General features: G+C 69.6%; 21 protein-coding genes. 10 read left to right on the top strand and 11 right to left on the bottom strand.

Annotated elements, in window-relative coordinates:
* Positions 1-86: 86 nt before the first annotated feature.
* The 5 genes from ACIOJD_RS24935 to ACIOJD_RS24955 all read right to left on the bottom strand — a co-directional run bounded on the left by ACIOJD_RS24935 (position 87) and on the right by ACIOJD_RS24955 (position 6,917).
* The gene (locus ACIOJD_RS24935; RefSeq protein WP_401917596.1) at positions 87-257 is read right to left on the bottom strand and encodes a hypothetical protein; all 171 of its coding nucleotides are present in this window, start codon (positions 255-257) and stop codon (positions 87-89) included.
* Positions 258-479: 222 nt separating this feature from the next.
* Positions 480-2,000, bottom strand: coding sequence for an SDR family NAD(P)-dependent oxidoreductase (locus tag ACIOJD_RS24940; protein WP_401917598.1), 1,521 nt, complete (start codon positions 1,998-2,000; stop codon positions 480-482).
* A 244-nt stretch (positions 2,001-2,244) separates the two neighbouring features.
* A complete protein-coding gene (locus ACIOJD_RS24945; protein WP_401917600.1) occupies positions 2,245-2,937 on the bottom strand; it encodes a GNAT family N-acetyltransferase in 693 nt (230 codons plus the stop codon).
* Positions 2,938-3,083: 146 nt separating this feature from the next.
* On the bottom strand, positions 3,084-4,004 hold the full coding sequence (locus tag ACIOJD_RS24950; RefSeq protein WP_401917602.1) for an NADP-dependent oxidoreductase: 921 nt from the start codon (positions 4,002-4,004) through the stop codon (positions 3,084-3,086).
* 252 nt (positions 4,005-4,256) lie between these two features.
* Positions 4,257-6,917 carry a PA14 domain-containing protein gene (locus ACIOJD_RS24955; RefSeq protein ID WP_401917603.1) on the bottom strand — a complete coding sequence of 887 codons (2,661 nt, stop codon included), beginning with the start codon at positions 6,915-6,917 and terminating at the stop codon, positions 4,257-4,259.
* Between the two features lie 124 nt (positions 6,918-7,041).
* Here ACIOJD_RS24955 and ACIOJD_RS24960 point away from each other — a divergent pair, with 124 nt between their 5' ends.
* From ACIOJD_RS24960 to ACIOJD_RS24980, 5 genes are all read left to right on the top strand, one after another.
* A complete protein-coding gene (locus ACIOJD_RS24960; RefSeq protein WP_401917605.1) occupies positions 7,042-8,190 on the top strand; it encodes a LacI family DNA-binding transcriptional regulator in 1,149 nt (382 codons plus the stop codon).
* Between the two features lie 157 nt (positions 8,191-8,347).
* Complete coding sequence (locus tag ACIOJD_RS24965) at positions 8,348-9,436, top strand: ABC transporter substrate-binding protein (protein WP_401917607.1); 1,089 nt, start codon at positions 8,348-8,350, stop codon at positions 9,434-9,436.
* Position 9,437: 1 nt separating this feature from the next.
* Entirely contained in the window at positions 9,438-11,072 is a 1,635-nt protein-coding gene (locus ACIOJD_RS24970) for a sugar ABC transporter ATP-binding protein (RefSeq protein WP_401917609.1), read from the top strand.
* A complete protein-coding gene (locus tag ACIOJD_RS24975) occupies positions 11,065-12,030 on the top strand; it encodes an ABC transporter permease (protein ID WP_401917610.1) in 966 nt (321 codons plus the stop codon). Before ACIOJD_RS24970 ends, ACIOJD_RS24975 begins: the two co-directional genes overlap by 8 nt.
* A gap of 5 nt (positions 12,031-12,035) precedes the next feature.
* On the top strand, positions 12,036-13,052 hold the full coding sequence (locus ACIOJD_RS24980; RefSeq protein WP_401918040.1) for an ABC transporter permease: 1,017 nt from the start codon (positions 12,036-12,038) through the stop codon (positions 13,050-13,052).
* A gap of 73 nt (positions 13,053-13,125) precedes the next feature.
* Here the strand turns inward: ACIOJD_RS24980 and ACIOJD_RS24985 are convergent, their stop codons facing one another.
* Together ACIOJD_RS24985 and ACIOJD_RS24990 are read right to left on the bottom strand one after the other, a co-directional pair.
* A complete protein-coding gene (locus tag ACIOJD_RS24985; RefSeq protein WP_401917612.1) occupies positions 13,126-13,833 on the bottom strand; it encodes an IclR family transcriptional regulator in 708 nt (235 codons plus the stop codon).
* 147 nt (positions 13,834-13,980) lie between these two features.
* Positions 13,981-14,754 carry a nucleoside phosphorylase gene (locus ACIOJD_RS24990; RefSeq protein WP_401917613.1) on the bottom strand — a complete coding sequence of 258 codons (774 nt, stop codon included), beginning with the start codon at positions 14,752-14,754 and terminating at the stop codon, positions 13,981-13,983.
* Positions 14,755-15,181: 427 nt separating this feature from the next.
* Between ACIOJD_RS24990 and ACIOJD_RS24995 the strand changes: the two genes are divergently transcribed.
* The 4 genes from ACIOJD_RS24995 to ACIOJD_RS25010 all read left to right on the top strand — a co-directional run bounded on the left by ACIOJD_RS24995 (position 15,182) and on the right by ACIOJD_RS25010 (position 18,670).
* Entirely contained in the window at positions 15,182-15,931 is a 750-nt protein-coding gene (locus ACIOJD_RS24995; RefSeq protein WP_401917614.1) for an ABC transporter ATP-binding protein, read from the top strand.
* Positions 15,928-16,773: an ABC transporter permease gene (locus tag ACIOJD_RS25000; protein WP_401917616.1), complete on the top strand. Its 846-nt coding sequence runs from the start codon at positions 15,928-15,930 to the stop codon at positions 16,771-16,773. The genes ACIOJD_RS24995 and ACIOJD_RS25000 overlap by 4 nt, the downstream gene beginning before the upstream one ends.
* A gap of 75 nt (positions 16,774-16,848) precedes the next feature.
* Positions 16,849-17,880 carry an ABC transporter substrate-binding protein gene (locus ACIOJD_RS25005; protein WP_401917618.1) on the top strand — a complete coding sequence of 344 codons (1,032 nt, stop codon included), beginning with the start codon at positions 16,849-16,851 and terminating at the stop codon, positions 17,878-17,880.
* Entirely contained in the window at positions 17,867-18,670 is an 804-nt protein-coding gene (locus ACIOJD_RS25010; RefSeq protein WP_401917620.1) for an ABC transporter permease, read from the top strand. The genes ACIOJD_RS25005 and ACIOJD_RS25010 overlap by 14 nt, the downstream gene beginning before the upstream one ends.
* Before the next feature lie 69 nt (positions 18,671-18,739).
* Here the strand turns inward: ACIOJD_RS25010 and ACIOJD_RS25015 are convergent, their stop codons facing one another.
* Both ACIOJD_RS25015 and ACIOJD_RS25020 read right to left on the bottom strand, forming a co-directional pair.
* Complete coding sequence (locus ACIOJD_RS25015) at positions 18,740-19,663, bottom strand: NADP-dependent oxidoreductase (protein ID WP_401917622.1); 924 nt, start codon at positions 19,661-19,663, stop codon at positions 18,740-18,742.
* 111 nt (positions 19,664-19,774) lie between these two features.
* On the bottom strand, positions 19,775-20,185 hold the full coding sequence (locus ACIOJD_RS25020; RefSeq protein WP_401917623.1) for a winged helix-turn-helix transcriptional regulator: 411 nt from the start codon (positions 20,183-20,185) through the stop codon (positions 19,775-19,777).
* Between the two features lie 284 nt (positions 20,186-20,469).
* Between ACIOJD_RS25020 and ACIOJD_RS25025 the strand changes: the two genes are divergently transcribed.
* Positions 20,470-21,621: a DMT family transporter gene (locus tag ACIOJD_RS25025; protein WP_401917625.1), complete on the top strand. Its 1,152-nt coding sequence runs from the start codon at positions 20,470-20,472 to the stop codon at positions 21,619-21,621.
* On the opposite strand, the gene ACIOJD_RS25030 is transcribed toward ACIOJD_RS25025, so the two are convergent.
* Positions 21,502-22,827, bottom strand: coding sequence for a peptidoglycan DD-metalloendopeptidase family protein (locus ACIOJD_RS25030; RefSeq protein ID WP_401917627.1), 1,326 nt, complete (start codon positions 22,825-22,827; stop codon positions 21,502-21,504). The genes ACIOJD_RS25025 and ACIOJD_RS25030 overlap by 120 nt on opposite strands.
* Before the next feature lie 190 nt (positions 22,828-23,017).
* A complete protein-coding gene (locus ACIOJD_RS25035; RefSeq protein ID WP_401917629.1) occupies positions 23,018-24,430 on the bottom strand; it encodes an ROK family protein in 1,413 nt (470 codons plus the stop codon).
* Positions 24,431-24,560 lie beyond the last annotated feature (130 nt).

The following is a 24,560-nucleotide window of genomic DNA, read 5'->3' on the forward strand; positions in this document are numbered from 1 at the left end:
CCGACCGGCGGCAGAACCGGAAGCGTCCCGCACCCCCGCCGTCGCGGGAGTACGGGACGCGGGGGTGCGGGACGCGGGACGCTCCGTCAGTCGATACCGCGCAGGATGTGCGGCTCCGCGAGGTCGTCCTCGTAACCGGCCAGCCTGATCGGAGCGGACCTCGCCCACACTTCGAGGCTGCCGAGCTTCTCGGGCCCACGGATCCGTTCGCCGGGTTCCTTCACGGGCTTTTCAGGCTTCGTCAGATCTGGTGTCACCGCGCACTCCTCTGTGTCGGGTAACTCTGGGACAGGGGCAGCTTCGTCGCGGTGGCGCCGTTTCGAGAACGGGATCGCGGCCGTGGTAGTGGGCCTGTCCCAGCACGGCCGCGGGGATGGTGTATCCCCTGCTTGGCCGGTCGTTCACATCAGACTAACCAAATGAGCGTCAGCCCGCTCTATAGGGCCTGCGTTCGGGTGACTTTCCGGCCAACCGGCCGACTACCAGTTGGCGGGCGCGTAGTCCTTGAGGAAGCACCCGTAGAGGTCCTCGCCGCCCTCGCCGCGCACGATCGGGTCGTACACCCGGGCGGCACCGTCGATCAGATCGAGCGGAGCGTGGAAACCCTCGTCCGCCAGTCGCATCTTGTCCGGATGCGGTCGCTCGTCGGTGATCCAGCCGGTGTCGACGGCGGTCATCAGGATGCGGTGGGACTCGAACATCTCCTGCGCACTGGTGCGGGTGAGCATATTGAGCGCGGCCTTGGCCATGTTCGTGTGCGGGTGACCCGCGCCCTTGTATCCACGGCTGAAAACGCCCTCCATCGCGGAGACGTTCACCACATAGGCGCGCTTGGCCCCGGCCGCGGCGCCGTCCCCGGAACCGGCGCCCGCCGCGGCCATCGCCGGACGGAGCCGGCTGATGAGGATGAACGGCGCGGTGGAGTTGCACAGTTGCACTTCGAGCAGCTCGACCGGGTCGACCTCGGAGACCGTCTGCACCCAGCTGTTGCTGTCGTGCAGATCGGGTACGAGACCGCCCGCGTCGATCGCCGTGCCCGCCTCGATCCTGGCGAGCGTCGCGGAACCGCCGACCAGCGCGAGACCGGTGATGTCCGAGGCGCTCAGGGCCTGCGCGCCGGCGGCCGGCAGGACGGCCCGAGCGCCGCTGCCGAAGGCTCCGATGACCTGGGAGGCCGGGAGTTCACCGGCGGGCAGGGGCGCGGACTCGGCGGCGAGGAGTTCGCTGTACGCCTGCGGGGAACGGCGTACCGTCTGCGCGGCGTTGTTGATCAGGATGTCCAGCGGGCCCTCGGCGGCGACGGAGTCGGCCAGGGCGACGACCTGCGCCGGGTCCCGGAGATCGATGCCGACGATCTTGAGGCGGTGGATCCAGTCGGCGCTGTCCGGCATCGCCTTGAAGCGGCGGATGGCATCGCCGGGGAAGCGGGTGGTGATGGTGGTGTGGGCACCGTCGCGCAGCAGCCGCAGCGCGATGTACATGCCGATCTTGGCCCGGCCGCCGGTGAGCAGCGCGCGCCGTCCGGTGAGGTCGGTACGGGCGTCACGGCGGGCGCGGTTCTCGGCGGCGCACGGCTGGCAGAGCTGGTGGTAGAAGGCGTCGACCTCGGTGTAGCGGGCCTTGCAGATGTAGCAGGAGCGGGGCCGCTGGAGAATGCCCGCGATCTCGCCGCTGACCGACGAGGAGGGCAGCAGGCCCTGCGTCTCGTCGTCGATGCGCTCGGCGGAGCCGGTGGCGGTCGCTTCGGTGACGGCCTTGTCGTGGGCGGTCTTGGCGGCCCTGCGCTCCTGGCGGCGGCGCTGTTTGACGGTCCGGTAGATACCGGCCGTGGCCCGCCGGACCGCGATCGCGTCGGGGTGGTCGACGTCCAGCTTGTCGAGTTCCTCGAGCACGCCCAGGCAGACGGCCATGCGCTCGGGGTCGATGCCGGGACCGTACTCCGGGCTCTCGCCACGCGCCTGGCCCCCGCCGTACCCAGGGCTGTCCTCTGTCACCGTCATCGCTGTTGCCGTTCCTCGATCACTCGTACGCCGGAGTCCCAGATGGGGCTTTTATTGGCTATTGCGGCGATCCCCGCAGGTCAGGAGCATACCGACGTGCCAGGGGTCAACAAAATGCCGACATCTTATCCGGTTGTCGGGTGGTCCTGCCGCGCCGGTACTTCCTCGCTGCCGGACCGCGCCCCACGGCCGGTCGCCCGGCCGTGGGGCGGCGGGACCGTGGGGACGGGATACGCGGTCCCGGTCAGGCCGGGACACGCAGTCCCAGGAAGGTGGGTGTCGCGCGCAGCCGGAAGCCCAGCGACTCGTACAGCCTGATGGCGTTCGTATTGTCCGCGGCGGCGTGCAGGAACGGCTCCTCGCCCCGGGCGCGGATGCCGTCGGCGACGGCCAGCACGAGCCGGGCGGCCAGCCCCTGGCCGCGAAACGCCGGGTCGGTGCAGACCGCGCTGATCTCCGACCAGCCCGGCGGGCGCATCCGCTCCCCCGCCATGGCGATCAGCACGCCCCCGCGACGGATGCCGAGATACGTCCCCATCTCGACGGTGCGGACCATGAACGGGCCCGGCCTGGTGCGCTCGACCAGGTCGAGCATCTCCGGCACATCGGCGGGACCGAGGCGTACGGCCTCCTCGTCCGGCGCGGTGGCCATCCCCGCACCGACGAGCTGCACGCCCTCGGCGTGGAAGGTGACCTCCCATTCCTCGGGCGGAGGGACCGAGAATCCGGCGAGCGAGAGGAACCCGCCGGGGCCCGCCAGCGCGGCGGCGTCGGCCCAGTCCGCGTCGACGGGACCGTCGGGCTCGTCCGGCAGTGCCAGCCAGCCCGACACCTCGGGCGGGTAGCGCAGCAGCCGGCCGTACGGCTCGGCGAAGTGGGCGTGCGGTCCGGTGAGCGCGGAGCGTACGGGGTTGTCCAGCGGGTGGCGGTGGGGCACCGGGGCATCCCCCGCGTGCGGACGCGACACCGATGGGTCCGGTACGGGCGGCACCGACGGGCCCGGTACGGACCGACGAGCTGTCGGTCCCTGCGGCACGGACAGGCCGGATATCGGCGCGTCCGGCACGGACCGTGAGGTGCCGCTCACGGTCCGATCTCGATCACGATCTTGCCCTGGGCATGCCCGTCCTCCACCGCGCGCAGCGCCTCGTCCGCCCGCTCCAGCGGAAAGGTCCGGGTCACATACGGCCGCAAGGTGCCGGCCACGACGAGCTTGGCGACCTCGTCGAGGACGGCGGCCGTCCGCAGGCGTACGACGGCCGCGCCGCCCAACCGGGGCACCGTCCCCTTGTCCGCGGCACTGATCAGTTTCGTACGGTCCTCGACCAGCTCGGCCACGGCCTGGAGAGCGGCGCCGCCGACGAGGTCCAGGACGGCGTCGACGCCGTCGGGCGCCACGGCTCGCACACGCTCGGCGAGACCGGGGCCCGACGGGACATGGACCGCGCCCAGGGACTCGACGAACTCCTTCTTGCCCGCGCTCGCCGTGCCGATGACACGCAGCCCGAAGCCGCGCGCGATCTGTGTGGCGGCCACGCCCACGCCCCCGCCGGCTCCGGTGATCAGGAGGGTGGCGCCGGGCGCCAGGGCGACCTGGTTGACGGCGTCGTACGCGGTCGCCGCCGCGACGGGCAGCGCGGCCGCGTCGGTGAACGAGAGGGCGTCCGGCTTGTGCGCGGTGACCTCGACGGGCAGCAGGGTGTACCGCGCGTATCCGCCGGTGAGGGTGGACCCGAAGACCGCGTCACCGACGGCGAAGCCCTCGACGCCCGGACCGATCTCCTCGACCACGCCGGCGGCCTCGCTGCCCAGCACGGAGGGCAGTTCGGCGGGCGCGGAGCCGGGCCGGCGGTAGCCGTTGCGCAGCTTCCAGTCGACGGGGTTGACGCCTGCCGCGCGGACGGCCACGAGCAGCTGGCCGGGGCCGGGGCTCACGGGTGGCAGGTCGATGAAGGCCTCCACCTCCGGGCCGCCGTGCTGGGTGAAGACATACGCCTGGGGCATGGGGCTCCTCGCTGTGGCCGATGGCGTCGGTTGCCGCGCTGGACAACGATCGGTTGCCGCTCTGTACAACAAACGGTGCAATGCCGATCCCCCAACAGCCTATTCCCGGGAGTGCGCGGCGTGCGTCGCGGTGTGGTCGCGGTGTGCCCGGCGGCGGTCCTCCGGTGCGGGCGGAGGCGGCGGCTCCTCCCCGGGCAGCCGTGTGGCCCCGGTCCGTCATGGGGGTGCGACGGACCGGGGCCACACGCTCGGTCAGGACGTACCGCACTCCATCGACGCCGGGTCCGCGACCTCGTGGATCAGTGCCTCGTGCGCGGCCTTGAGCCGTTTCACATCGGGCTTCATCACCTTGCGGTCGTAGGTGAGCAACCCGTTCAACTCGCCCTCCACATCGGTGATCTGGGTGTACACCGCCCCGTTGCCGCCCTGGCAGGCCAGCTTCCGGACGTTGGCGAGCTGGCCCAGATACTCCTCGGTGTACGCGGACTGGTCGACACCGACATAGGTGTGCTGCACCGGCCAGGCGTGGCCGGGCACGGCCAGTCCGAGGCCGCCGTACTCCCCGCTGACCAGCGCCCGTCTGCCGTCGGGCGCGGGCAGTTGCGGGCTCGGATAGCCGTGGGCGTCGGCGATGTCGCCGTTGCCCCCGTCCACCGCTCCGCAGCAGTTGACACCGCTCATGTTGTTGACCAGCCGGGTCGGGTCCCAGGCCTTCGCCTGAGCGGCGACCCGGGCCTGGTCGTACTGGCCCCACCCCTCGTTGAAGGTGACCCACATGATCACCGAGGGGCTGCTGCTGTGCTGGTCGATCATCTTCTTCATCTCGTGCTCGTACTGGGCACGGGAGGCGGTGTCCGGGGTGACCGTGTTCATCGCCGGCATGTCCTGCCACACCAGCAGTCCCAGCCGGTCGGCCCAGTAGAACCACCGGTCGGGCTCGACCTTGATGTGCTTGCGTACGGAGTTGAAGCCCAGCTCCTTGTGCTTCTTGAGATCGAACGCGAGCGCCTCGTCCGTCGGCGCGGTGTGCAGTCCGTCGGGCCAGAAGCCCTGGTCGAGCGTGGCCATCAGGAAGACCGGCTTGCCGTTGAGGACCGTACGCGGCACTCCGCCGACCTTCTCGACGGCGATGGAGCGCATGCCGAAGTAGCTGCCGACCCGGTCCTTGCCCGCCGTCACCTCCAGCCGGTACAGGTAGGGGTCCTCCGGCGACCACAGGTGCGGGTCGCGGACCGGCACGCTCAGGGCGGATCCGCTGCGGCCGGTGGCCGTGCCGACCTTGCGCTTTCCGTTGTACGCGGTGGCCGTGACGGGCACACCGTCGCGTATCCCGCGCACCTCGACCGCGAGCTTCTCCCCCGCCACATCGGGGGTGAGCTTGAGTGAACCGGCGTGGTCGGCCGCTACCGGCTCCATCCACACGGTCTGCCAGATACCGGAGGACGGGGTGTACCAGATGCCGCTCGGGTCCAGGCGCTGCTTGCCGATGGGCGGGTTCTCGCCGTCCTCGGCATCTGTCGGGTCGTAGACGCCCACGATCAGTTCCTGGGTACGGCCGGGCTTCAGGGCGTCGGTGACATCGACGGTGAACCGGTCGTAACCGCCCTTGTGTTCGGTGACCTTGGTGCCGTTGACGTACACCTCGGACTTCCAGTCGACGGCGTCGAAGTTGAGGTTCAGCCGCTTGCCCTGGCCGATCTGCCAGTTGGAGGGCACGGTGAAGGTGCGGCGGTACCACATCCGGTCCTCGTGCCGTTCCACGCCGGAGAGTTGTGACTCCACGGGGTACGGGACGAGGATCTTCTCGGCGAGCTTCTTCCCGACCGGCGGGCTCTCGCCCTCCTCGGCCGCGGCGAACTGCCACTGCCCGTTGAGGTTCTGCCAGGCGTCGCGGGTCAACTGCGGCCTGGGGTACTCGGGATGGGCGTTCCCGGGCCGGACATCCTTGGCCCAGGGAGTGCTCAGCTCGTACTCCGAGGTGTTGGGTCCGCTGCTCCAGAAGGCCCCGACCGGCTTGCCCTCCTGGGACGCGAGGCCACCCGTTCCGTCGTAACGGAGGTCTGCCAGGCCGCCCTTGCCGACGACCGGTTCCTTGAGGGAGACGAGCAGCCGACGGTCGTCGGAGTCATCCCTCTTCACGGTGCCCAGCGGCCATTCGGCGCCGCCGATGACCGCCTTGAGATGGGCGGCGAGAGCGGCGGGAGGCGAGGTGAGGCGCTGGGCGAAGTCCAGGCGCAGGGTGCGGCCGTCGGGCAGGACGGTGGCGGCGAGGGCGCCGTCGTACGAGAAGCCGTCGGGCAGCCGGAACGCGGACGAGGGCACCGGCTCCTTGGCCCCGCCGGGCTCGGTCCACCTCAGGCGCAGGTTCGAGCCTCCGTAGTGCTCGAAGTACTCCACCTTGATGTCGTAGGCCTTGCCCGCGGTGAGTTCGACGGGCGGGGCGCTCTGTTCCTTGTCCCAGTCGTCGACCCAGTGGTCGATGGTGAGCCGGCCGTCCACCCAGAGGCGGAATCCGTTGTCGCCGGTCATCGAGAAGGTGTGCGCGCCGGTGGTCTCCGGCACGATCTTGCCGGTCCAGCGTACGGAGACGTCGTCCGCCCGTCCGGTGGCGGCGGTGAGCCTCGGTTCGAGGTTGGCGAAGTCGAGGGACGGGTCGAATCCCGTGGCCTTGAGTTCGTGGAAGTCGAAGGCTCCGGGGGCGGATTGGGTGTAGTACTCGCCCTTGAGGCCATGGGCCTCGACCGGGTCGTCCGCGGCCGAGGCGGCCGGAACCGCGCCGAGTCCCGCGACACCGAGAACGGCGGCGAGCAACAGGGCGAGTTTTCTTCGGATGAGCACAAATCCTCCTTGCAGCTGAGGGTGGCGGCTCGTTGCGACACTCTGTACAACGTTGAAAGGAGCGGCAGTTGGCATGACAACATGCCGTTCCGCTCGCTGTCCAGAGTCATGACAGAGCGCGGGCGGCTCCGTATATAACGGTGTGTGAACTCGGTCGAAAGGCGGGCCCGCAGGGGTCCGCCTCGGAGGGGAAGTGTCGGTGACCGTCAGCCTCAAGGACGTCGCGGAACGCGCGGGCGTCTCCATCAAGACCGTGTCGAATGTGGTCAACCACTACCGGCATGTCACCCCGGCGATGCGGAGCCGGGTCCAGCAGGCGATCGACGAACTGGGCTACCGGCCGAACTTGACGGCCCGTCACCTACGCAAGGGCCGTACGGGCATCCTCGCGCTGGCGCTGCCCGAACTGGGCAATCCGTACTTCGCCGAACTGGCGGGCGCGGTGATCGACGCGGCCTCCGAGCACGAGTACACCGTGCTGCTCGACCACACCGGAGGCCTGCGCGAGCGGGAGATCCTGGTCAGCCAGGGGTTCCGGGCACGGGTCATCGACGGGCTGATCCTGAGCCCCATCGAGCTGGAACCGGAGGATCTGCGCGGGCGGGACCACGACGCGCCGCTGGTGCTGCTCGGCGAGCGGGAGTACGACCTGCCCTACGACCACATCGCGATCGACAATGTCGCGGCGGCCAGGACGGCGGTACGGCACCTGCTCGCTCTCGGCCGGTCGAGGATCGCCTTCCTGGGGGCCCGTACCGACCGGGTCAACCAGCCGTCACACCTTCGACTGCGGGGCTGGCGGGAGGAGTTGACGGCTGTCGGGCTGCCCGCACCGGATTCGCTGATCGCCCCGACGCGCGGCTGGGAACACGCGGACGGCGCGGCGGCGATGAGGCACCTGCTGGATGCAGGCGAACGGCCGGACGCGGTCTTCGCGTACAACGACCTGATCGCGATCGGCGCGATGCGGGTGCTGTCCGAGCGCGGGCTGCGGGTACCCGAGGATGTGGCGGTGGTGGGCTTCGACGACGTCACCGAGGGCCGCTACGGCACGGTGACCCTGACCACCATCTCGCCCGAAAAACACACCATCGCCCGGCTGGCGGTGCAGTCGGTGGTGGAGCGGCTGGGAGTCGCGGCGGAGCCACGGGGCGGGTCGGACTCAACCGGTTCCGAGAACACAACCGGTTCCACCGACGCGCCCGGCCCCTCGGGCGCATCCGGCCTCACCGGCGCATCCGGTCCCGCGGAGACATCCGGGGCCGGGGGCACCTCCGGTGGCGGCAGGCGTGAACTCCGGGCGGATTTCCGGCTGGTGGAGCGGGAGAGCACGATCGGCAGGCAGTGACGACACCGTGGCCAGCTGTTATCGCGCGAAGGGTTTACAGGATCCGTACAACGATGTAAAACCCTTCCGAACGATCTCACCGCACCAGCACGTACGCACGAGTTGACCTCCCGTGAGCGCCTGGCGCGACGGGACCGCGCCGAGATGGGGTTCCACCATGAAGTCGTCCGCCGTCCGCCGCACCACCACGACCGTTCTCGCGGCGAGTCTGCTCGCCACGCTCTCCCTCACCGGGTGCGCGAAGTCCGAGGACAGCTCCACGGGCGACACCGGCTCCGCGACCGGGGGCGGCTCGGGCCAGGTGGTCGCCACTCCCGGCGCCGGTGACGCCGAGACCTGCACCGTCGAGCAGTTCGGTGGCAAGAGGACCGACCTCGCCGGGGCGACCGTCGGCTTCTCCCAGTCCGAGAAGGAGGCCAACCCGTTCCGGATCGCCGAGACCGCCTCCATCAAGGCCGAGGCGGAGAAGCGGGGCGTCACACTCCTCACCGCCAACGCCCAGTCGCAGTTCTCCAAGCAGATCAGCGATGTCCAGGATCTGATCGCCAAGGGCGCGGACCTGCTGGTGATCGCCCCGCTCAACTCGGACGGCTGGGGCCCGGTGCTGCGTACGGCCGCCGCCAGGAAGATCCCGATCGTCACCATCGACCGGAAGATCAACGCGACCGTGTGCAAGGACTATGTGAGCTTCATCGGCTCGGACTTCGTCGAGCAGGGCAGGCGCGCCGCGGAGAGGATGATCGAGGCGACGGGCGGCAAGGGCAAGGTCGCCATTCTGCTCGGCACTGCCGGGAACAATGTCACCACCGAGCGCACCAAGGGCTTCAAGGACGAGATCAAGGCCAAGGCGCCCGGCCTTGAGGTGGTGTTCGAGCAGACCGGTGAGTTCGCCCGGGAGAAGGGCCAGCAGGTCACCGAGCAGCTGATCCAGTCGAATCCGGACATCACCGGGATCTACGCCGAGAACGACGAGATGGGACTCGGCGCCGTCAACGCGCTGAAGAGCGCGGGCAAGGAGGCGGGCGCCGTCAAGATCGTGACGGTCGACGGGACGCGCAACGCGGTGCGGGGCATCGTCGACGGCTGGATCTCCGGTGTCATCGAGTCCAATCCGCGCTTCGGGCCGCTGGCCTTCCAGACTCTCGACACCTTCACCCGGGGGGAGAAGGTCGCCCAGGACATCGTCATCCAGGACAGCGCCTACACCGAGAAGAACGCCAAGTCCGATCTGGACAAGGCCTTCTGACATGACGTCGGTCCCTGCGGCCGCGCCGTCCGCCGCACCGCCGGCCGTCCTGTCGGTCACCGGACTGACCAAGACCTTTCCCGGCGCCCGAGCCCTCGACGAGGTGGACTTCGCCGTCGGGCCCGGCGAGGTCCACGCGCTGATCGGCGAGAACGGCGCGGGCAAGTCCACACTCATCAAGCTCCTCACGGGTGTCCACCGTCCCGACGGGGGTGAGATCGTCTTCCAGGGCGAACCGGTGCGCTTCGGCACGCCGCTGGAGGCACAGCACGCCGGGATCTCCACCATCTACCAGGAGGTCAATCTCGTCCCGCTGATGAGCGTGGCCCGCAATCTCTTCCTGGGACGTGAGCCCCGCGGCCGGCTCGGGCTGATCGACTTCGGCCGGATGCACCGGGAGGCGGAAGAGGCACTGCGCGCGCTCGGGCTGCGGGTCGACGTACGCCGGCCGTTGCGCTCGCTCGGCGTCGGCGCCCAGCAGATGGTGGCGCTGGCGCGGGCCGTCTCGGTCGACGCGCGGGTGGTCATCATGGACGAGCCGACGTCCTCGCTCGAACCGCGTGAGGTGCGCACCCTGTTCGGGGTGATCAGGATGCTCAGGGAGCGCGGTATCGGCGTGGTGTATGTCAGTCACCGGCTCGACGAGCTGTACGAGGTCTGCGACACCGTCACCGTCCTGCGCGACGGCAAGCGGGTCCACACGGGCCCGATCGCGGATCTCGACCGGCTGGAGCTGGTGTCGCTGATGCTGGGCCGCGAGATGGGCGAGGTCCGCGACGAGGGCCTGACCAAATTCACCGGCACCCACTCCACCGGCGGCGAACCCGTCCTGGAGGCACAGCATTTGACGCTCCATCATGTACTGGACGACGTGTCGGTGACCGTGCGGCCGGGCGAGGTGGTGGGGCTCGGCGGGCTGCTCGGCTCGGGGCGCAGCGAGACCGCGCAGGCCATCGCGGGAGCGCTGTCACCGGACTCCGGCCGGGTGCTGGTGGCGGGCGCTCCGGTCCGTACCGGCTCCACACCCGCCGCGATCAGGGCGGGCATCAGCCTGCTGCCCGAGGACCGCAAGGCGGAGGGCATCGTCCCGGGGCTGTCCGTACGGGAGAACATCGCCCTGGCCGCGCTGCCCGGCCTCTCCCGCTTCGGACTCGTCGACGACGCCCGGATCGACCGGGTGGTGGACACCTTCATGAAACGACTGCGGATCAAGGCGTCGGGGCCACACCAGAAGGTCGGCGAACTGTCCGGCGGCAATCAGCAGAAGGTGCTGCTCGCCCGCTGGCTCGCCATGGAGCCCAAGGTGCTGCTCCTGGACGAGCCCACCCGGGGCATCGATGTCGGTGCCAAGGCCGAGGTGCAGCGGCTGATCGACGAACTCGCGGACGAGGGGCTCGGGGTGCTGCTGATCTCCTCCGACATGGAGGAGCTGATCGAGGGATCGGACCGGATCGTGGTCCTCAAGGACGGTGCCGTCGTGGCGGAGTTGACCGGGGGCGAAGTGACGGAGGCCCGGCTGCTGCACGCCATCGCCTCGAAGAAGGGGCACGAGGAGACCGGTGGCGAGGAGACCGGTCGCGGAGAGGGCGGTCGCGGAGAGGGCGGTCGCGGAGAGGGCGGGGAGCACCATGACTGACCTGGCGGAACTCAGACGCGCCCCCCTGGACCGGGCACGGTTCCTGACTTTCCTTCAGGAGTACGGCGTCTATGCCGGCGTGGCCGTTCTGCTGCTGGCCAACGCCGTCCTCACCCCCCACTTCCTGTCCGCCGAGAACTTCCGTACCCAGGCCGTGCAGGTCGCCCCCGTCCTCATCGTGGCGCTCGGCATGGCGCTGGCGATCGGCAGCGAGGGCGTCGATCTCTCGGTCGGCTCGGTGATGGCGCTGTCGACGTCCCTGCTCTCGCTGTATCTCGGGTACGGGCCGTGGGTCGCGCTGATCGTGGCCGTCCTGGGCGGGGCCGTCGTCGGTCTCGCGAGCGGTTCGCTGATCGCGTTCATCGGGGTGCAGCCCATCGTGGCGACGCTGGCGCTGATGGTCGCGGGGCGCGGGATCGCGCTGGTCCTGCTCCCCCAGCTCAAGGACGTACGGGACCCCGGGCTGGCCTCGCTGGGCTCCAGCGATCTGCTCGGTATCCCCTATCTGGTGCTGATCGCCGCCGCGTTGGCGCTGGCCGTCGGCTTCACCGTACGGCGCACGACCTTCGGCCGGCAGCTCCTCGCGATCGGCGACAGCCGGCCGGCGGCGCGGCTGGCGGGGCTCCCGGTGCGCCGGGTACTGATCCTTGTCTATGTCTGTTCGGGTGTGCTCGCCGCGATCGCCGGGGTGCTGGCCACCGCCCGGCTCCAGGCGAGCGATCCGACCTCACTCGGGACGCTGATGGAGCTGTCCGCGATCACCGCCGTGGTCGTCGGCGGTACGCCGTTGAGCGGCGGCCGGATCAGGATCGGCGGCACGGTGGCGGGCGCCGTCCTCATCCAGTTGCTGACCGCCACGCTCATCAAGCACGATCTGCCGCCGTCCTGGACGCAGATCGCCCAGGCCGTGGTGATCGTGCTCGCGGTGTACGCGGCACGGGAACGGGGAAAGCGGTGACCACTGTGCGGGTCAAGAGCGCGGAGAGCGACACGGCGCGCACGGAGGAGGAACCACTCGGCGCGAGCCGGGCCGAGCGGCTGAGCGCGCTCGCCCAGCAACACGGCGCACTCGTCACGCTCCTCCTTGTGTCCGTCGCCGCCTCGATCGGCTTCGACACCTTTCTGACCGGTGACAATCTGGAGAACATGGCCGTCTCCTCGGCTTTCCTCGCCGTTGTCGCGCTCGGCATGACCTTTGTGATCATCACCGGCGGCATCGATCTCTCGGTGGGTTCGCTGTTCGCGCTCGGCGGAGTGCTCGCCGCGTGGGGTTCGCGGTACGGCACGGGCGTGGCCCTGCTTCTCCCGCTCGCGGTGTGCGGGCTGATCGGCCTGGTCAACGGCCTGCTGATCGCGCGGGCCCGGCTGGCGCCGTTCATCGTGACGCTGGCCGCGATGCTGCTGGCGCGCGGCGTACTGCTGTCGGTCACCGACGAGGGTTCGACGACCTATCTGGTGGACGAGACGTCCTTCTTCGCCCGCCTCGGCCAGGACACACTGCTGGGGATCGGTGTACCGGTGTGGATCACGGTGGCGCTGTTCGCGCTGGGCGCGCTGTTGTTGCGCCGCAGCCGGTTCGGCCAGTTCGTGTACGCGGTCGGCGGCAACGAGGACGCGGCGGCGCTGATGGGCGCCCCGGTGGCCCGTACGAAGATCGCCGTCTACACCCTCTCCGGGCTCTGCGCGGGGCTCGCCGGGGCGCTCAACGCTGCCTGGCTGGTCTCCGGAGTGACCATTCTCGGCAACGGCATGGAGCTGGAGGCGATCTCCGCCGTCGTCATCGGCGGGACGCTGCTGAGCGGCGGCTTCGGTTTCATCAGCGGATCGCTCGTGGGCGTCCTGCTGCTGAAGGTCATCCAGAACGTCATCAACCAGATCGGTTCGCTCGACTCGGCGTATCAACAGGTGGTCAGCGGGGCCTTCCTGGCGGTGGTGGTGATCGCGCAGACCTGGCTGGGACGACGGCGCCGGATGCTCTGACCGGCGCCGGCGCCGGGACCGCCCCGCCCGCTCCCCCGGGCAGGGCGCACCGCGCCGCCGGCGCCCGCCGGACTCAGTGCACCTGGAAGTCGCCGGTGTAGCCCAGTTCCTGCGACATCGTGCGGGCGGCGCGCAGCACGGTCTCCGTGGCTCGGGCCCGCTCCAGCGGGTCGCTCATGCGGTGGCCCGCCGCCGCGAGCGTCACGCTGGAGAAGGTCTGCGCGGTGGAGGTGAACACGGGGGCGGACACCGCCCATACGTTGTCGTCGAGTTCGTTCGCGCACACGTCGTACCCCCGCGACCGGACCTCGGCGAGATGGGCCTCCATCTCCTGCGCCGTGCGCGGCGTTTCCTCGGAGTACGCGGTGAGATCCCGGTCGCGGAGCATCACGGAGACGGTCTCCGCAGGCAGGAACGCCAGGACGCTGCGGGCCGAGGCCGCCGCGTGCGGGGGCATCTCCTGGCCCACCCGGACGAACAGCCGCAGCGGATAACGTGCTTCGACGAGTGCGACGCAGATCAGCCGCAGCCCGACCAGTTCGGTGAGGAACACCGTCTCACCGCTCTCGCGGGCGGCTTCCTCCATGGGCGCGGGCGGAGGGACGATGGTGCCCTGGCCGCCCGAGGAGATCGCGGCCAGTTCGGTGGAGGCGGGGCCGAGGAAGTAGCAGCGGTTGATGGGCGATCTGGTGACGTACTGCTCCTCGGCGAGGGCGGCCAGCACCCGGTGCATGCTGCCGATGGGGATGTCCAGTTGCTCATGCAGTTGCTGCAAGGTCATGCCCCGGCGACTGGCCGCCAGCGTTCCGATGACTCGTAGGGCCCGTGTGACCTGCATACCTCAGCCGTCCGTTCATCCGGTCATCCGGAGATGCGTGTGTGCCTGGCATGCCGGTCCCGCCCCCCGGCCCGCGACCATGGACGTGGGTCACCCCACCACCGACAACGACCGCGCGCAGTGGGCCGCCAGCCGCAGCATGGCCAGTTGCGCGGGCCGGTAGTCCTCCAGCCAGTCGTCCGTGGCCCGGTTGGCGTGCGCCACCAGCAGGGCACCCGCCCGTACGCCCATGGCCCGCGCCACCGCGAGTACGGTCTCGGCCTCCATGTCGAGACCGTCGACGCCGAGCCGGTTCAGGGCGGCCAGCCGCTCCGCCGCCCGGTCCTGGTGGCCGGGCAGGGGACGGCCCTGGCCCAGGTAGTACGAGTCGGTGGAGGCGACGGTCACCTCGGTCAGGCCGGTCCCCAGGGAGGCGGCTCCGGCGCGCAGTGCGGCGAGAACCTCGTCATCCGCCGTGCTGCCGTCGGGCGTTGTGGCATAGTACGCGGCGGCGCCGCTCCCGGGGACGGCACGTGTCACGGCGCACACGGAACCGGGTGCGATCCGCTGGGTCAGTGCTCCCATGCCTCCGGTACGGAGCACTGTCGTCACTCCCAGCCTGGCCAGCTCGACCACGGCGATCTCGGTCGAGGGTCCGCCGATGCCGGTCGAGCACACCGCGATCGGTGTCCCGTCCAGGCTTCCCACTCCGATTCTGAACTCCCGGTTGTCGCCCACGATGTCGAAGTCCGCGAGCACTTCGGCGGCGAGGTCGACGCGGGCCGGGTCACCAGGCAGCAGACAGACCGGGGGCAGCATGCCCAGTTTGGCCGGAAGGTGCGGGGGCGCTCCGTCCCGCCAGGGGTCCTGGGCACTTCTGGCCATCGGTGAACCTCCATATGTGGATGGCTGGCTTCCAGCAGCGGAAGTGTGCACCATCACTAAATTCGGCGTCAATAGCCCCGAGCGTTGCCGAATTGACACATCTGTCTGTGTAGGTTTTGTGGATGTTTCCAGCAATGTCTCGCATGTAACCACTGATGCCACAGCTTGACGATGGCCGAAAACCGGTCCAGGCTCTGATCTTCGTAGTCGGAAAGGCGATTTCCATCCATGGAAGTCGAGCACGACGTCGCCATGAGCACCATGACCATGGCGGCCGTGACAGATCCGGCCAGTGAGAGATCCGGCCGTGACGGATCTGGAGAGACCTGGAGGTCTTCGTGCGACATCGCCACAGGACATGGGCCGGCGGCGGCCGGCTCAGAGCCATGGGCACCGCCCGGTCCATACGGACGGGAGTGGTCGCCCGATGAGCGCCTTCATGTCCGTGCGTGGCGTCAGCAAGACGTATGTGGCAGCCAACCGTTCGCGGGTCGTGGCGCTGGACGATGTCGACCTCGAGGTCGCGGACGGGGAGATCGTCGCCCTCATCGGCCCGTCGGGGTGCGGGAAGTCGACGCTCCTGCGGATGATCGCCGGGCTGGACACCGACTTCGAGGGCCAACTCGCCTGGTCCAGGCAGCCCCGCCCCGGCAAGGACATCGGCTACGTCTTCCAGGAACCGGCGCTGCTGCCGTGGCGGACGGTGGAGCGCAACGTCTCCCTGGGACTGGAGGCGCAGCGGGACAAGTCGCCCGCGGGCCGGAAGCGGGTGCGCTCGCTGCTCGAACTCGTCGGTCTCGACGACTTCGCCGGATCGTTCCCGAAGGAGCTCTCCGGCGGTATGCGCCAGCGCACCGCCATCGCGCGGGCGTTGGCCTACGATCCGCAGATCCTGCTCATGGACGAGCCGTTCGGCGCGCTCGACGCGATCACCCGGGACCGGCTGCACGACGACCTGCTGCGCATCTGGGAGACCACGCGCAAGACCATCATCCTGGTCACGCACAGCGTGGAGGAGGCCACTTACCTGGCCGACAAGGTGGCGGTGATGACGGCGCGGCCGGGCCGGATCAAGGCCGTGCACAAGGTGCCGCTCGACCGCGACCGTACTCCCAGGACCAGACAGCTGCCGCAGTTCGCCGAGTTCGCCGGCATGCTCCGACAGGAGCTGGAATGAGCAGCGGCACGGTGACGCGGAAGGGTCCGCCCCTCGGCGGCGAGCGGCGGGCGGCGAAGTCCCGCTCGGCCGGCAGGCGCGGGCCGCTCGGGCGGGCGGCGGTGCGGGTCCTGACCGTGGCCGCCTACCTGTTCGTGATCATCGCCGCCTGGAGTGTCTACGTCCGGGCGGCGGACGTTCCGAGCTATCTGCTTCCCGCACCGGACAAGGTCTGGTCCGCGGCGGTGGAACTGGTACGCAACGGCCAACTCTGGCCGAACCTCGGCTACACGCTCCGCAACATCGCGTTCGGCTTCGTCGTCGGGTCGCTGATCGGCGTCGCCCTGGGCTGGGTCCTGTGGGCGTCGCGGACCGTACGCGAGATCTTCGCCCCGTACATGGTCCTCCTCCAGGCGGCCCCGAAGATCGCGGTGGCCCCGCTGCTCGTGCTCTGGTTCGGTCTCAGCCTCACCTCCCAGTACGCGCTGATCCTGCTGCTCGTCTTCTTCCCCATGACCGCCGCCACCATGCTGGGGCTGCGTGATGTCCCGGCGGACGTGGCCACCCTGGGGAAACTGCTGAATCTGTCCCGTCGGCAGTACCTGCGGACGATCCAACTGCCCGCCGCCATGCCGGCGATGCTGGCCGGCGCGAAGATCGCCGTCATCGACGCCATGACAGGCGCTTTTCTCGCCGAGTATCTGGCCTCCGAACGTGGCCTGGGCTATCTCATGGTTCTCGGCAACACCTCCAACAACACACCGCTGTTGATCGCCGCCGTACTGATCACGGTGGTGGTGGGACTCCTCGGCTTCGGGCTCGTCTCGTTGGCCGAACGACGGCTCCTGCGCTGGAGTCGCTGACTCCCGACGCATACCGTCCGTACCGCCGACCTCCGCGTCGCCGAACTCCGCACCCCCGTACTTCCAAGGAGAATCATGAAGATAGACCGTCGTCACGTGGCCGGCCTCGGATCCGCCGCTCTGCTCGTGGGCATGGCCACGGCGTGCAGCCCCGCCTCTTCGTCGGACGAGTCCGACGCCGACTCCGGTGGGATCAAGAAGGTCACGATCCAGATCGACGGATCGGCCGCTCCGTACTACGCGCCGCTCTACGCGGCCAAGGAGCAGGGCTACTTCAAGAAGGCCGGCCTCGACGTGTCCTTCACGTACGCCCAGGGGTCGGACATCGTCAAGAATGTCGCGGCGGGCAATGTCGACTTCGGCTTCCCGAACGGCGATTCGGTGATCACCTCGTACGGTCAGGGTGTCAAGACGAACGTCGTCCACACCACCTACCAGCAGGGAATCGGCGCCATGCTGTCGAAGACCGGCACGGGCATCAAGTCGCCCGCCGATCTCCGGGGCAAGATCATCGGTGTCACCGACCTCGGCAGCCCCAACTACATCCAGCTTCAGGCCATGCTCAAGAGCGCGAAGCTGAACATCAGCGATGTGAAGGTCCGTACGATCGGCACCGGCGTCATCGTCGACGCGCTGAAGAACGGCCAGGTCGACGGCATCGTCTTCTCCCGGCTTCGCTACTACGCCCTGAAGTCGGCCGGGGTGGACGTACAGCAGATGCTCAGCGACAAGTACCTGCCGTCGTTCGGCAATGTGGTCGTGGCCAGCCCCGAGACGGTCGAGGACAACCCGAAGAGGGTCAAGGCGTTCGACGATGCCCTCAACCAGGGCATCGAGTACACCATCAAGAACCCGGCGGCCGCGGTCGACATGTCCGTCTCCAAGTACGCCCCCTCGTTCAAGGGGCAGGAGAAGGACATCACGGGCATCATCAACGACGTCTTCGCCAAGAGCCTGTGGCAGTCGCCCACGACCAAGAAGGACGGCCTCGGCCAGCCGGACGTGGACCGCTGGCAGAAGGCGATCGACGCGCAGGCCGACTTCAAGATCATCGATGAGAAGTTCGACGCCGGCGACATGGTGGTGAAGCCGAATGACCTCGGCTAGCACGCACGCGCCGCGCGCACGGCCGGACGGCCCGCTGAGATCCGTCCGGCCCCTCGCGGTCGGTACGGTCTCGCTGGTCGCCGGGGTCGTGCTGTGGTGGCTGGTGACCGTGCTGTTCGATGTGCCGCCCTACAAGCTGCCCACCCCGGGCGCGGTGGTCGGTCACGGCTGGACGCTGGCGCAGGACGGTGTGCTCGGCGTGCACATCGCGCAGACGCTCGCGGAGGTCGTGCAGGGTGTGCTGATCGGGAGTTCGATCGGCGTGGTCCTCGCGATCGCCTTCGTGCGGATGCCCTGGGCCGAGCGCGTGCTGATGCCGCTGATCGTGATCGCGCAGGTGACACCGAAGATCTCGATCGCCCCCCTGATCGTGCTCTGGCTCGGCCTGGGGATCGGTTCCAAGATCGCGCTGGTCGCCCTGGTGTCGTTCTATCCGGTGCTGATCAACATGATCACGCGGCTGCGCTCCATCCCCACGAGCGTCGACGACCTGGCCCGGCTCCTGAAGATCGGCCCGGTGGCCCGCGCCATCAAGATCGATCTTCCGTTCAGCCTGCCGGCCATCGCCGTCGGGCTGCGGCTGGGCATCCTCCAGGCCGTGACGGCTGCCGTCATCGGTGAGTTCATCGGAGCGCAGGCGGGGCTCGGCTATCTGGAGAAGCAGGCCCAGGACAACGACGACATCCGGCTCGTCATCATCTCTCTCGGCCTGCTCTGCCTGCTGGCCTGGGCGATGTACGCGCTGGTCGGTCTGGTCGAGCGCAAGCTCACCGCGCGCTTCGGCGCCTGAGGCTGTCCGGCGGGTCCCGAGGCTCTGTGGCCTGGGGACCCGCCGCACGTCAGCACCGGTTCAGGGCTCTCACGGCACCAGCACGATCCGGCCGCGCAGACCGCCCTGGGCGAGCCGGGCATGGGCTTCGGCCGCCTGCGACAGGGGGTAGGTCTGAGCGACCCGCGGCGTCAGCAGGCCGACCTCGGCGAGCGCGGACAGGTACGAGAGACGGGTCCCTTCGGGACCGGCGCTGGTGAGCCGCACCACCACGCCCCGCTGCGACTCCGGCACCACGTCACTCCGCACGCTCACGAAAACGCCGCCGTCGCGGACAGCCGCCAGCGCGGGGGCGCCCTGCGCCGCCGCGTCGAACACGCCGTCCACGCCCTCCGGCACGAACCGGCGCACAGCCTCACCCAGTTCCTCGTCGCGCGACACGAACCAGGTGGCGCCACGACCGCGGAGAAACTCCTCGTCCTCGGGCCGCCCCTGCGCGATGATCCGCACCCCCCGCATCCGGGCCAGCTCGACTGCGTAGCCGCCAACGGCCCCGGCGGCGCCCGTGACAAGCAGCGTGTCGCGGGCATGCAGCGGGAAATTCTCCAGGGCCAGTGAGGCGGTCATCGCGTTCAGAGGGATCGTCGCCGCGAGCGTCAGATCCATACCCTCCGGAGCGAGGGCAACAGAGTTGACGTCGGTCACCAGGTATTCGGCCTGAGCCTTCGTCGGGCGCAGCACAGGGGCGTCGAACGCGATCACCGGAGTCCCGACCTCCAGGGAAACACCTGTACCGACCGCGTCGACCGTCCCGGCGGCGTCCAGTCCGAGCCCGGTGTACTCGACCTCCCCCAACGGCCTGAAGAACCCGGACGAGACACCGGCGTCCGCCGGATTGAGCGCGGCGGCCGCGACCTTGACGCGGACCTCCAGGGGACCTGGTTCCGGGAGCGGGGCCTCCACTACCTCGACCACCTCGGGTCCACCGGTCTTCTTCACGACTGCTGCGCGCATGATTCGTTCTTCCCTTTGCTGATCGAACACTGTGAATGTTACGAACGCTAGGCGGGTTACGATCCATTCGTAAGTAGGCACTTAAAAGTGCGTAACTCCCCTGAGCCGTCCTTACTGGTCGGTCTTCCGGGTGTCGTAGCGTGCTCGCGCCTCGTCGACCTCATCGGTCTTGTCGGCGGCCCAGTCGCGCACCTGGGACAGCAGGCCGTACAGGCCCTGCCCGAGCGGGGTCAACTCGTAGTCGACACGGACGGGCACCGTCGGTGTGACCGTGCGTTTCACCATGCCGTCGCGCTCGAGCATGCGCAGGGTCTGGGTGAGCATCTTCTGGCTGACGCCCGGGATCTCTCGGCTGATGTGGCTGTATCGCATGGCGTCGCCGTACGACCCGAGGGTGCACATCGTCAGGCTGACCCACCGGTTGCTGATCGTCGAGAGCAACGCCACCGCGGGACAGTCGTGCATGTACGCCTCGTACGTGCCGGGGTCGATCCGCCGCGCAGGCTTCGCCTTGGTGGTCATCCGTATCTCCTGTCAGGAGCGCAACGCACTAAAAAATACCTACTTCCGAATCGATCGTAACCCACCCGATGTTCACGCCCGATGTTCACGGCATTCGGATTCGCAAACGGAAGAACGAGGACCGTGCACCCGGACGGCGGCTGCCGGCCGCCGGGGACTCCACGCTGACCTGGGAACCCATCCGTGGGAGTACTCCTGTCCCCGTCCGTACGCCGATAGCACTACACCCGATTTGCCTCTTCAGGACGACGCCGAAATCGCGCGGACGAGAGATCGTGGGATACATGAGTGCACTCGCCCTGTCCGTGCTGCTGTCGTTGGTCTCCGCGGTCGCCTATGCCTCCGGAGCGATCCTTCAGGAGCGCGTCGCCGCAGCCACCCCCGCCCGCCCGTACGCACCCCTGCACCACGGGGTCTGGTGGGCCGCCGTGGCACTGAACGGCCTGGGCGCCGCCCTGCATGTCGTCGCGCTGGCGTACGGGCCGCTCAGCCTGGTCCAGCCGCTCGGGGCGCTCACCATCGTCTTCGCGCTGCCCATGGCGGCGCTCTTCGTGGGCCGCAAGGCCGGACACACCGCCTGGCGGGGCGCGCTCATGGCGACCGTGGGACTGGCCGGGCTGCTCGCCCTGACCGGGGGCACGGACTCGCACTCGCTGGCCGGCGGGGAACGGCTGATCCTGGCCCTGGCCACCTTCGGCGGGGTCGGTCTGATCTTCCTGGCGGCGCAGCTGGTGGGCCGGCCGGTGGTGCGCAGTGTGCTCCTGGCGGGCGCGGCCGGTGTCGCGTTCGGCATCGCCTCGGTCTTCACCAAGACCGTGGCGGTGGACTGGGCCTCGGACCATCCGGCCATGCAGGTGCCGAGCCTGGCGGTGATCGCGGTCCTCGCGGCGGGCGGGCTGCTGCTCTCCCAGGCGTCCTACCGGGGCGCCGGACTGGCCGCCCCCCTGGCCACGGTCACGGTCGTCAACCCGGTGGTGGCGGCGGCCGTCGGCCTGACCCTGTTCGGCGAGAACTTCCAGTACGGCGCACTGGGTACGGGGCTGGCGCTGGCCTCTGGTCTCGTGGCGGCGGGCGGGCTGATCCTGCTCACCACCGAGCGTATGGGCACCTCGCACGACAGCACGTCGGTGTCATCGGCCGCGCGTACATCGCCGGGAGGCGAGTTGCCCGACGACCGGGGGGCGCCGGCCGGCCTGCCCGAGGACTCGGGCACATTCCCGGTCGGCTTCGGCGTACCCCCGCGCATCGGTCCGTACGAGGACCTCGGCGCGTCTCCGGACATCCTCGCGTCCGCGCGCTCGGACCGTGGCGGGCCGTCAGAGGCGGACGCCGCCCGCTCGCAGGTAGGCGAGGGGATCGATGTCGCTTCCGTAACCCGGCCCCGTGCGCATCTCGAAGTGGAGATGCGGTCCCGTGCTGTTGCCGGTGGATCCTGACCGGGCGATCCGCTGGCCGCTGCCGACCGACTGGCCTTCGCGCACATTGAGCGCGGAGAGGTGCGCATACTGGCTGTACTTGCCGTCGGAGTGGCGGATGACGACCTGATAGCCGTACGCCCCCGCCCAGCCGGCCGACACCACATGCCCGGCGGCGACGGCCTTCACCGAGGTGCCGGTGGGGACCGGGAAGTCGACACCGGTGTGGTAGCCGCTGGACCAGGAACCGGGCTGGCGGTACTGGGTGCCGGTGGAGGCCGAGACCGGGGCGGTGATGTCGGCGGTCCTCGGCTGCTCGGCCTGTGTCTTGCGGACTTTCTGGGCCTTCGGCTTCTCGGCCTGTTTCGGCTTCTGCGCCTGCTGGGGCTTTTCCGCCTGCTTGGGCTTCTCGGCCTGCTTGGGCTTCTCGGCCTGCTTGGGCTCGGCAGCCGGCTTCGGCTTCGCCGTCTCCTTGGGAGCCTTCTCCTTGGGAGAGGCGGTGGCACTGCCCTTGGACGGTGCCTGGACATGCAGCACCAGCTTCTGGCCAGGGAAGATCACATCGGGATCGCTGCCGATGAGACGGCGGTTCTCCTCGTACAGCCGCTGCCAGCCGCCCTTGACGGATTCCTCCACGGCGATCCCGGAGAGCGAGTCCCCGCGGGCCACGGTGTATCCCTCGCGCTGCGTCGGCACGCTGGTGGGCGACGCGGCCTTCTTCTGCTGGATCCGCTTCTGCCGGTCCGGCTCGCTCTTCGTCCGGATCGGTCCGCTCTTCGCGACGGTCTCGGCCTGGGGCGCGTTCCCGGTGACGCGGGACGTGTCCGGCGTGACGGCGGGTGCCTCGCCGCCACGGGTCAGTCCGGCGGTGCCCGAACAGGCGGGCCAGGCCTTGGGGCCCTGGCCCTTGAGCACCTTCTCCGCGACGGCGATCTGCTGGTCCTTGGTGGCGAGGTCGGCACGCGGGGCGAAGTTCCCGCCGCCGTACGCCTCCCAGGTCGACTGGGTGAACTGGAGTCCGCCGAAATAGCCGTTACCGGAGTTGATTTCCCAGTTGTTGGTCGACTCGCAGGCCGCGACCTTCTCCCAGACATCCACGGATGCCCCGTGCGCCGACCCGGCGGCGATCAGGGGAAGGGCCATGCCCGCGCCGCCCGCCGTCACAGTCAGCGATGCGCGGTTGATACGACTCGGCTGGTATCGGCGGTGCCGACCGGTTGCGGCCATGACTTCGCTCCCCCACTGGCAGTAGGACACGTCGCACGCGGTCAACTTAGGGGCTGGGCACGGACCATGACAAGGCCTCACCTACGCTCCGACCGCATCTGCGCACACAGCGTGCCACCTTGACGGCCGACGCGTCCTCCCGAGCCGGAAATTGGCCGTCATTGACCACGGCACCCGCCCGAGAGGCCGTTCAGACCGTGGTTCCCGTGGTTTCCGTGACTCCGGTGACTCCGGTGGTCCCCGTGGCCCCGACCGCCCGGTTGGTTTGGGCGGTTCGGTCGGGCTCGACCGCCCGGTCGGTTCCGGCCCGGTCGCGCAGCCAGCGCCGGCTGTCCGCCTCGACCACCGCGGCGGCGGTGCGCGGACGGCTCCCGCCCCGCGCGAGAAACGCCGCGAGAGGCAGTGTGGCCGCGCCGACCGTCACCGCGTCGGGCCCGAGCCTGCCCAGCTCGATCGTGGTGCGTGCCGCCGCGTGACGCAGGGCGTACGCCCGCGCGTGACGCCGGATCGCCGACAACAGATGCGGGCCGATGAGCAGTCCCGCCCAGCCGCCGAGAAGAATGCGTTCGGGCTGGAAGATGTTGATCAGATCAGCGCAGGCCGCGCCCAGACATTCGGCGGTCTCGTCGAGCAGGGCCAGCGCCGTCGGGTCGACCGGGGGGCCGCCGGGCCGGGGAAAGGCCGCGACCAGCAGGGCGGCCACGGCGGTCTCGTCGTCCGCGTCGTCCGGAAGCGGCCCGCCCGCTTCGGCCCACCTCTCGCGCATCGCCTGCGCTCCGGCGTACGCCTCCAGACAGCCGAGGGAGCCGCAGCGGCACCGGCGGCCGCGCAACTGCACGGTGGTGTGGCCCCATTCGAGTGCGCTGCCCTGGCCGTCCTCGTCGGACACCGCGCCGCTCCGGACGACGCTCGCGCCGACTCCGGAGCCGAGGAGCGCGATGGCCGCCGTACCGGCTCCCCGGCCGGCGCCGAACCACATCTCGGCCTGGCCGAGCGTCCTGGCGCCGTTGTCGATGAACAGCGGTACCCCGGCCGGGACTTCGACAGCGGCGCGCAGCAGCTTCTCGAACGGCACCGCGGTCCAGCCGATGGTCTGGCCGTGGACGACCGCGCCCTCCGCCCCGCCGCGCTCGACGATGCCGGGGACACCGATACCGATGCCGAGGAGCCGCCCCACATCCGCGCCCGCGTCGCGCAGGACATCGGCGATGCCCGTACGGACATGGGAGACGATGCGTCCGACGTCATAGCCGTGCTGGGTCAACAGCCGGTCGGTGCGGGCCAGTTCGGTGAGGGACAGGTCGAACAGCTCGACACGGACGCGGGTTTCGCCGATGTCGACGCCGATGAGCAGGCCGCCGCCGGGGGCGACGCGCAGCAGCGTACGGGGACGGCCGCCGTCGGAGTCGACCACGCCCGCCTCCTCCAGGAGTCCCTCGGCGGCGAGTTCGGCGACGACATTGCTGATGGATCCCGAGCTCAGGCCGGTCGCGGGGCCGAGTTCCTGGCGGCTCAGCGGGCCGTCGAAATACAGCCGCCGCACGACCAGGGCGCGATTGCCCCTCCGCAGGTCACGCACGGTCCGTCTGTCGCGTTCTGCCATGGTGCTTCCTCCCCTGTTGCCCCTCCGGGACGCAACATACCCCTGTCGGCGCCCTTGACGCGCCCTTCTCTCACCTCTTAAATCACGACATGAATTAAGAGGCCTGGCGCAATGGAGTGGAGCCTCTGAG

The organism is Streptomyces sp. NPDC088116, from assembly GCF_044741745.1.
Taxonomy (GTDB): domain Bacteria; phylum Actinomycetota; class Actinomycetes; order Streptomycetales; family Streptomycetaceae; genus Streptomyces.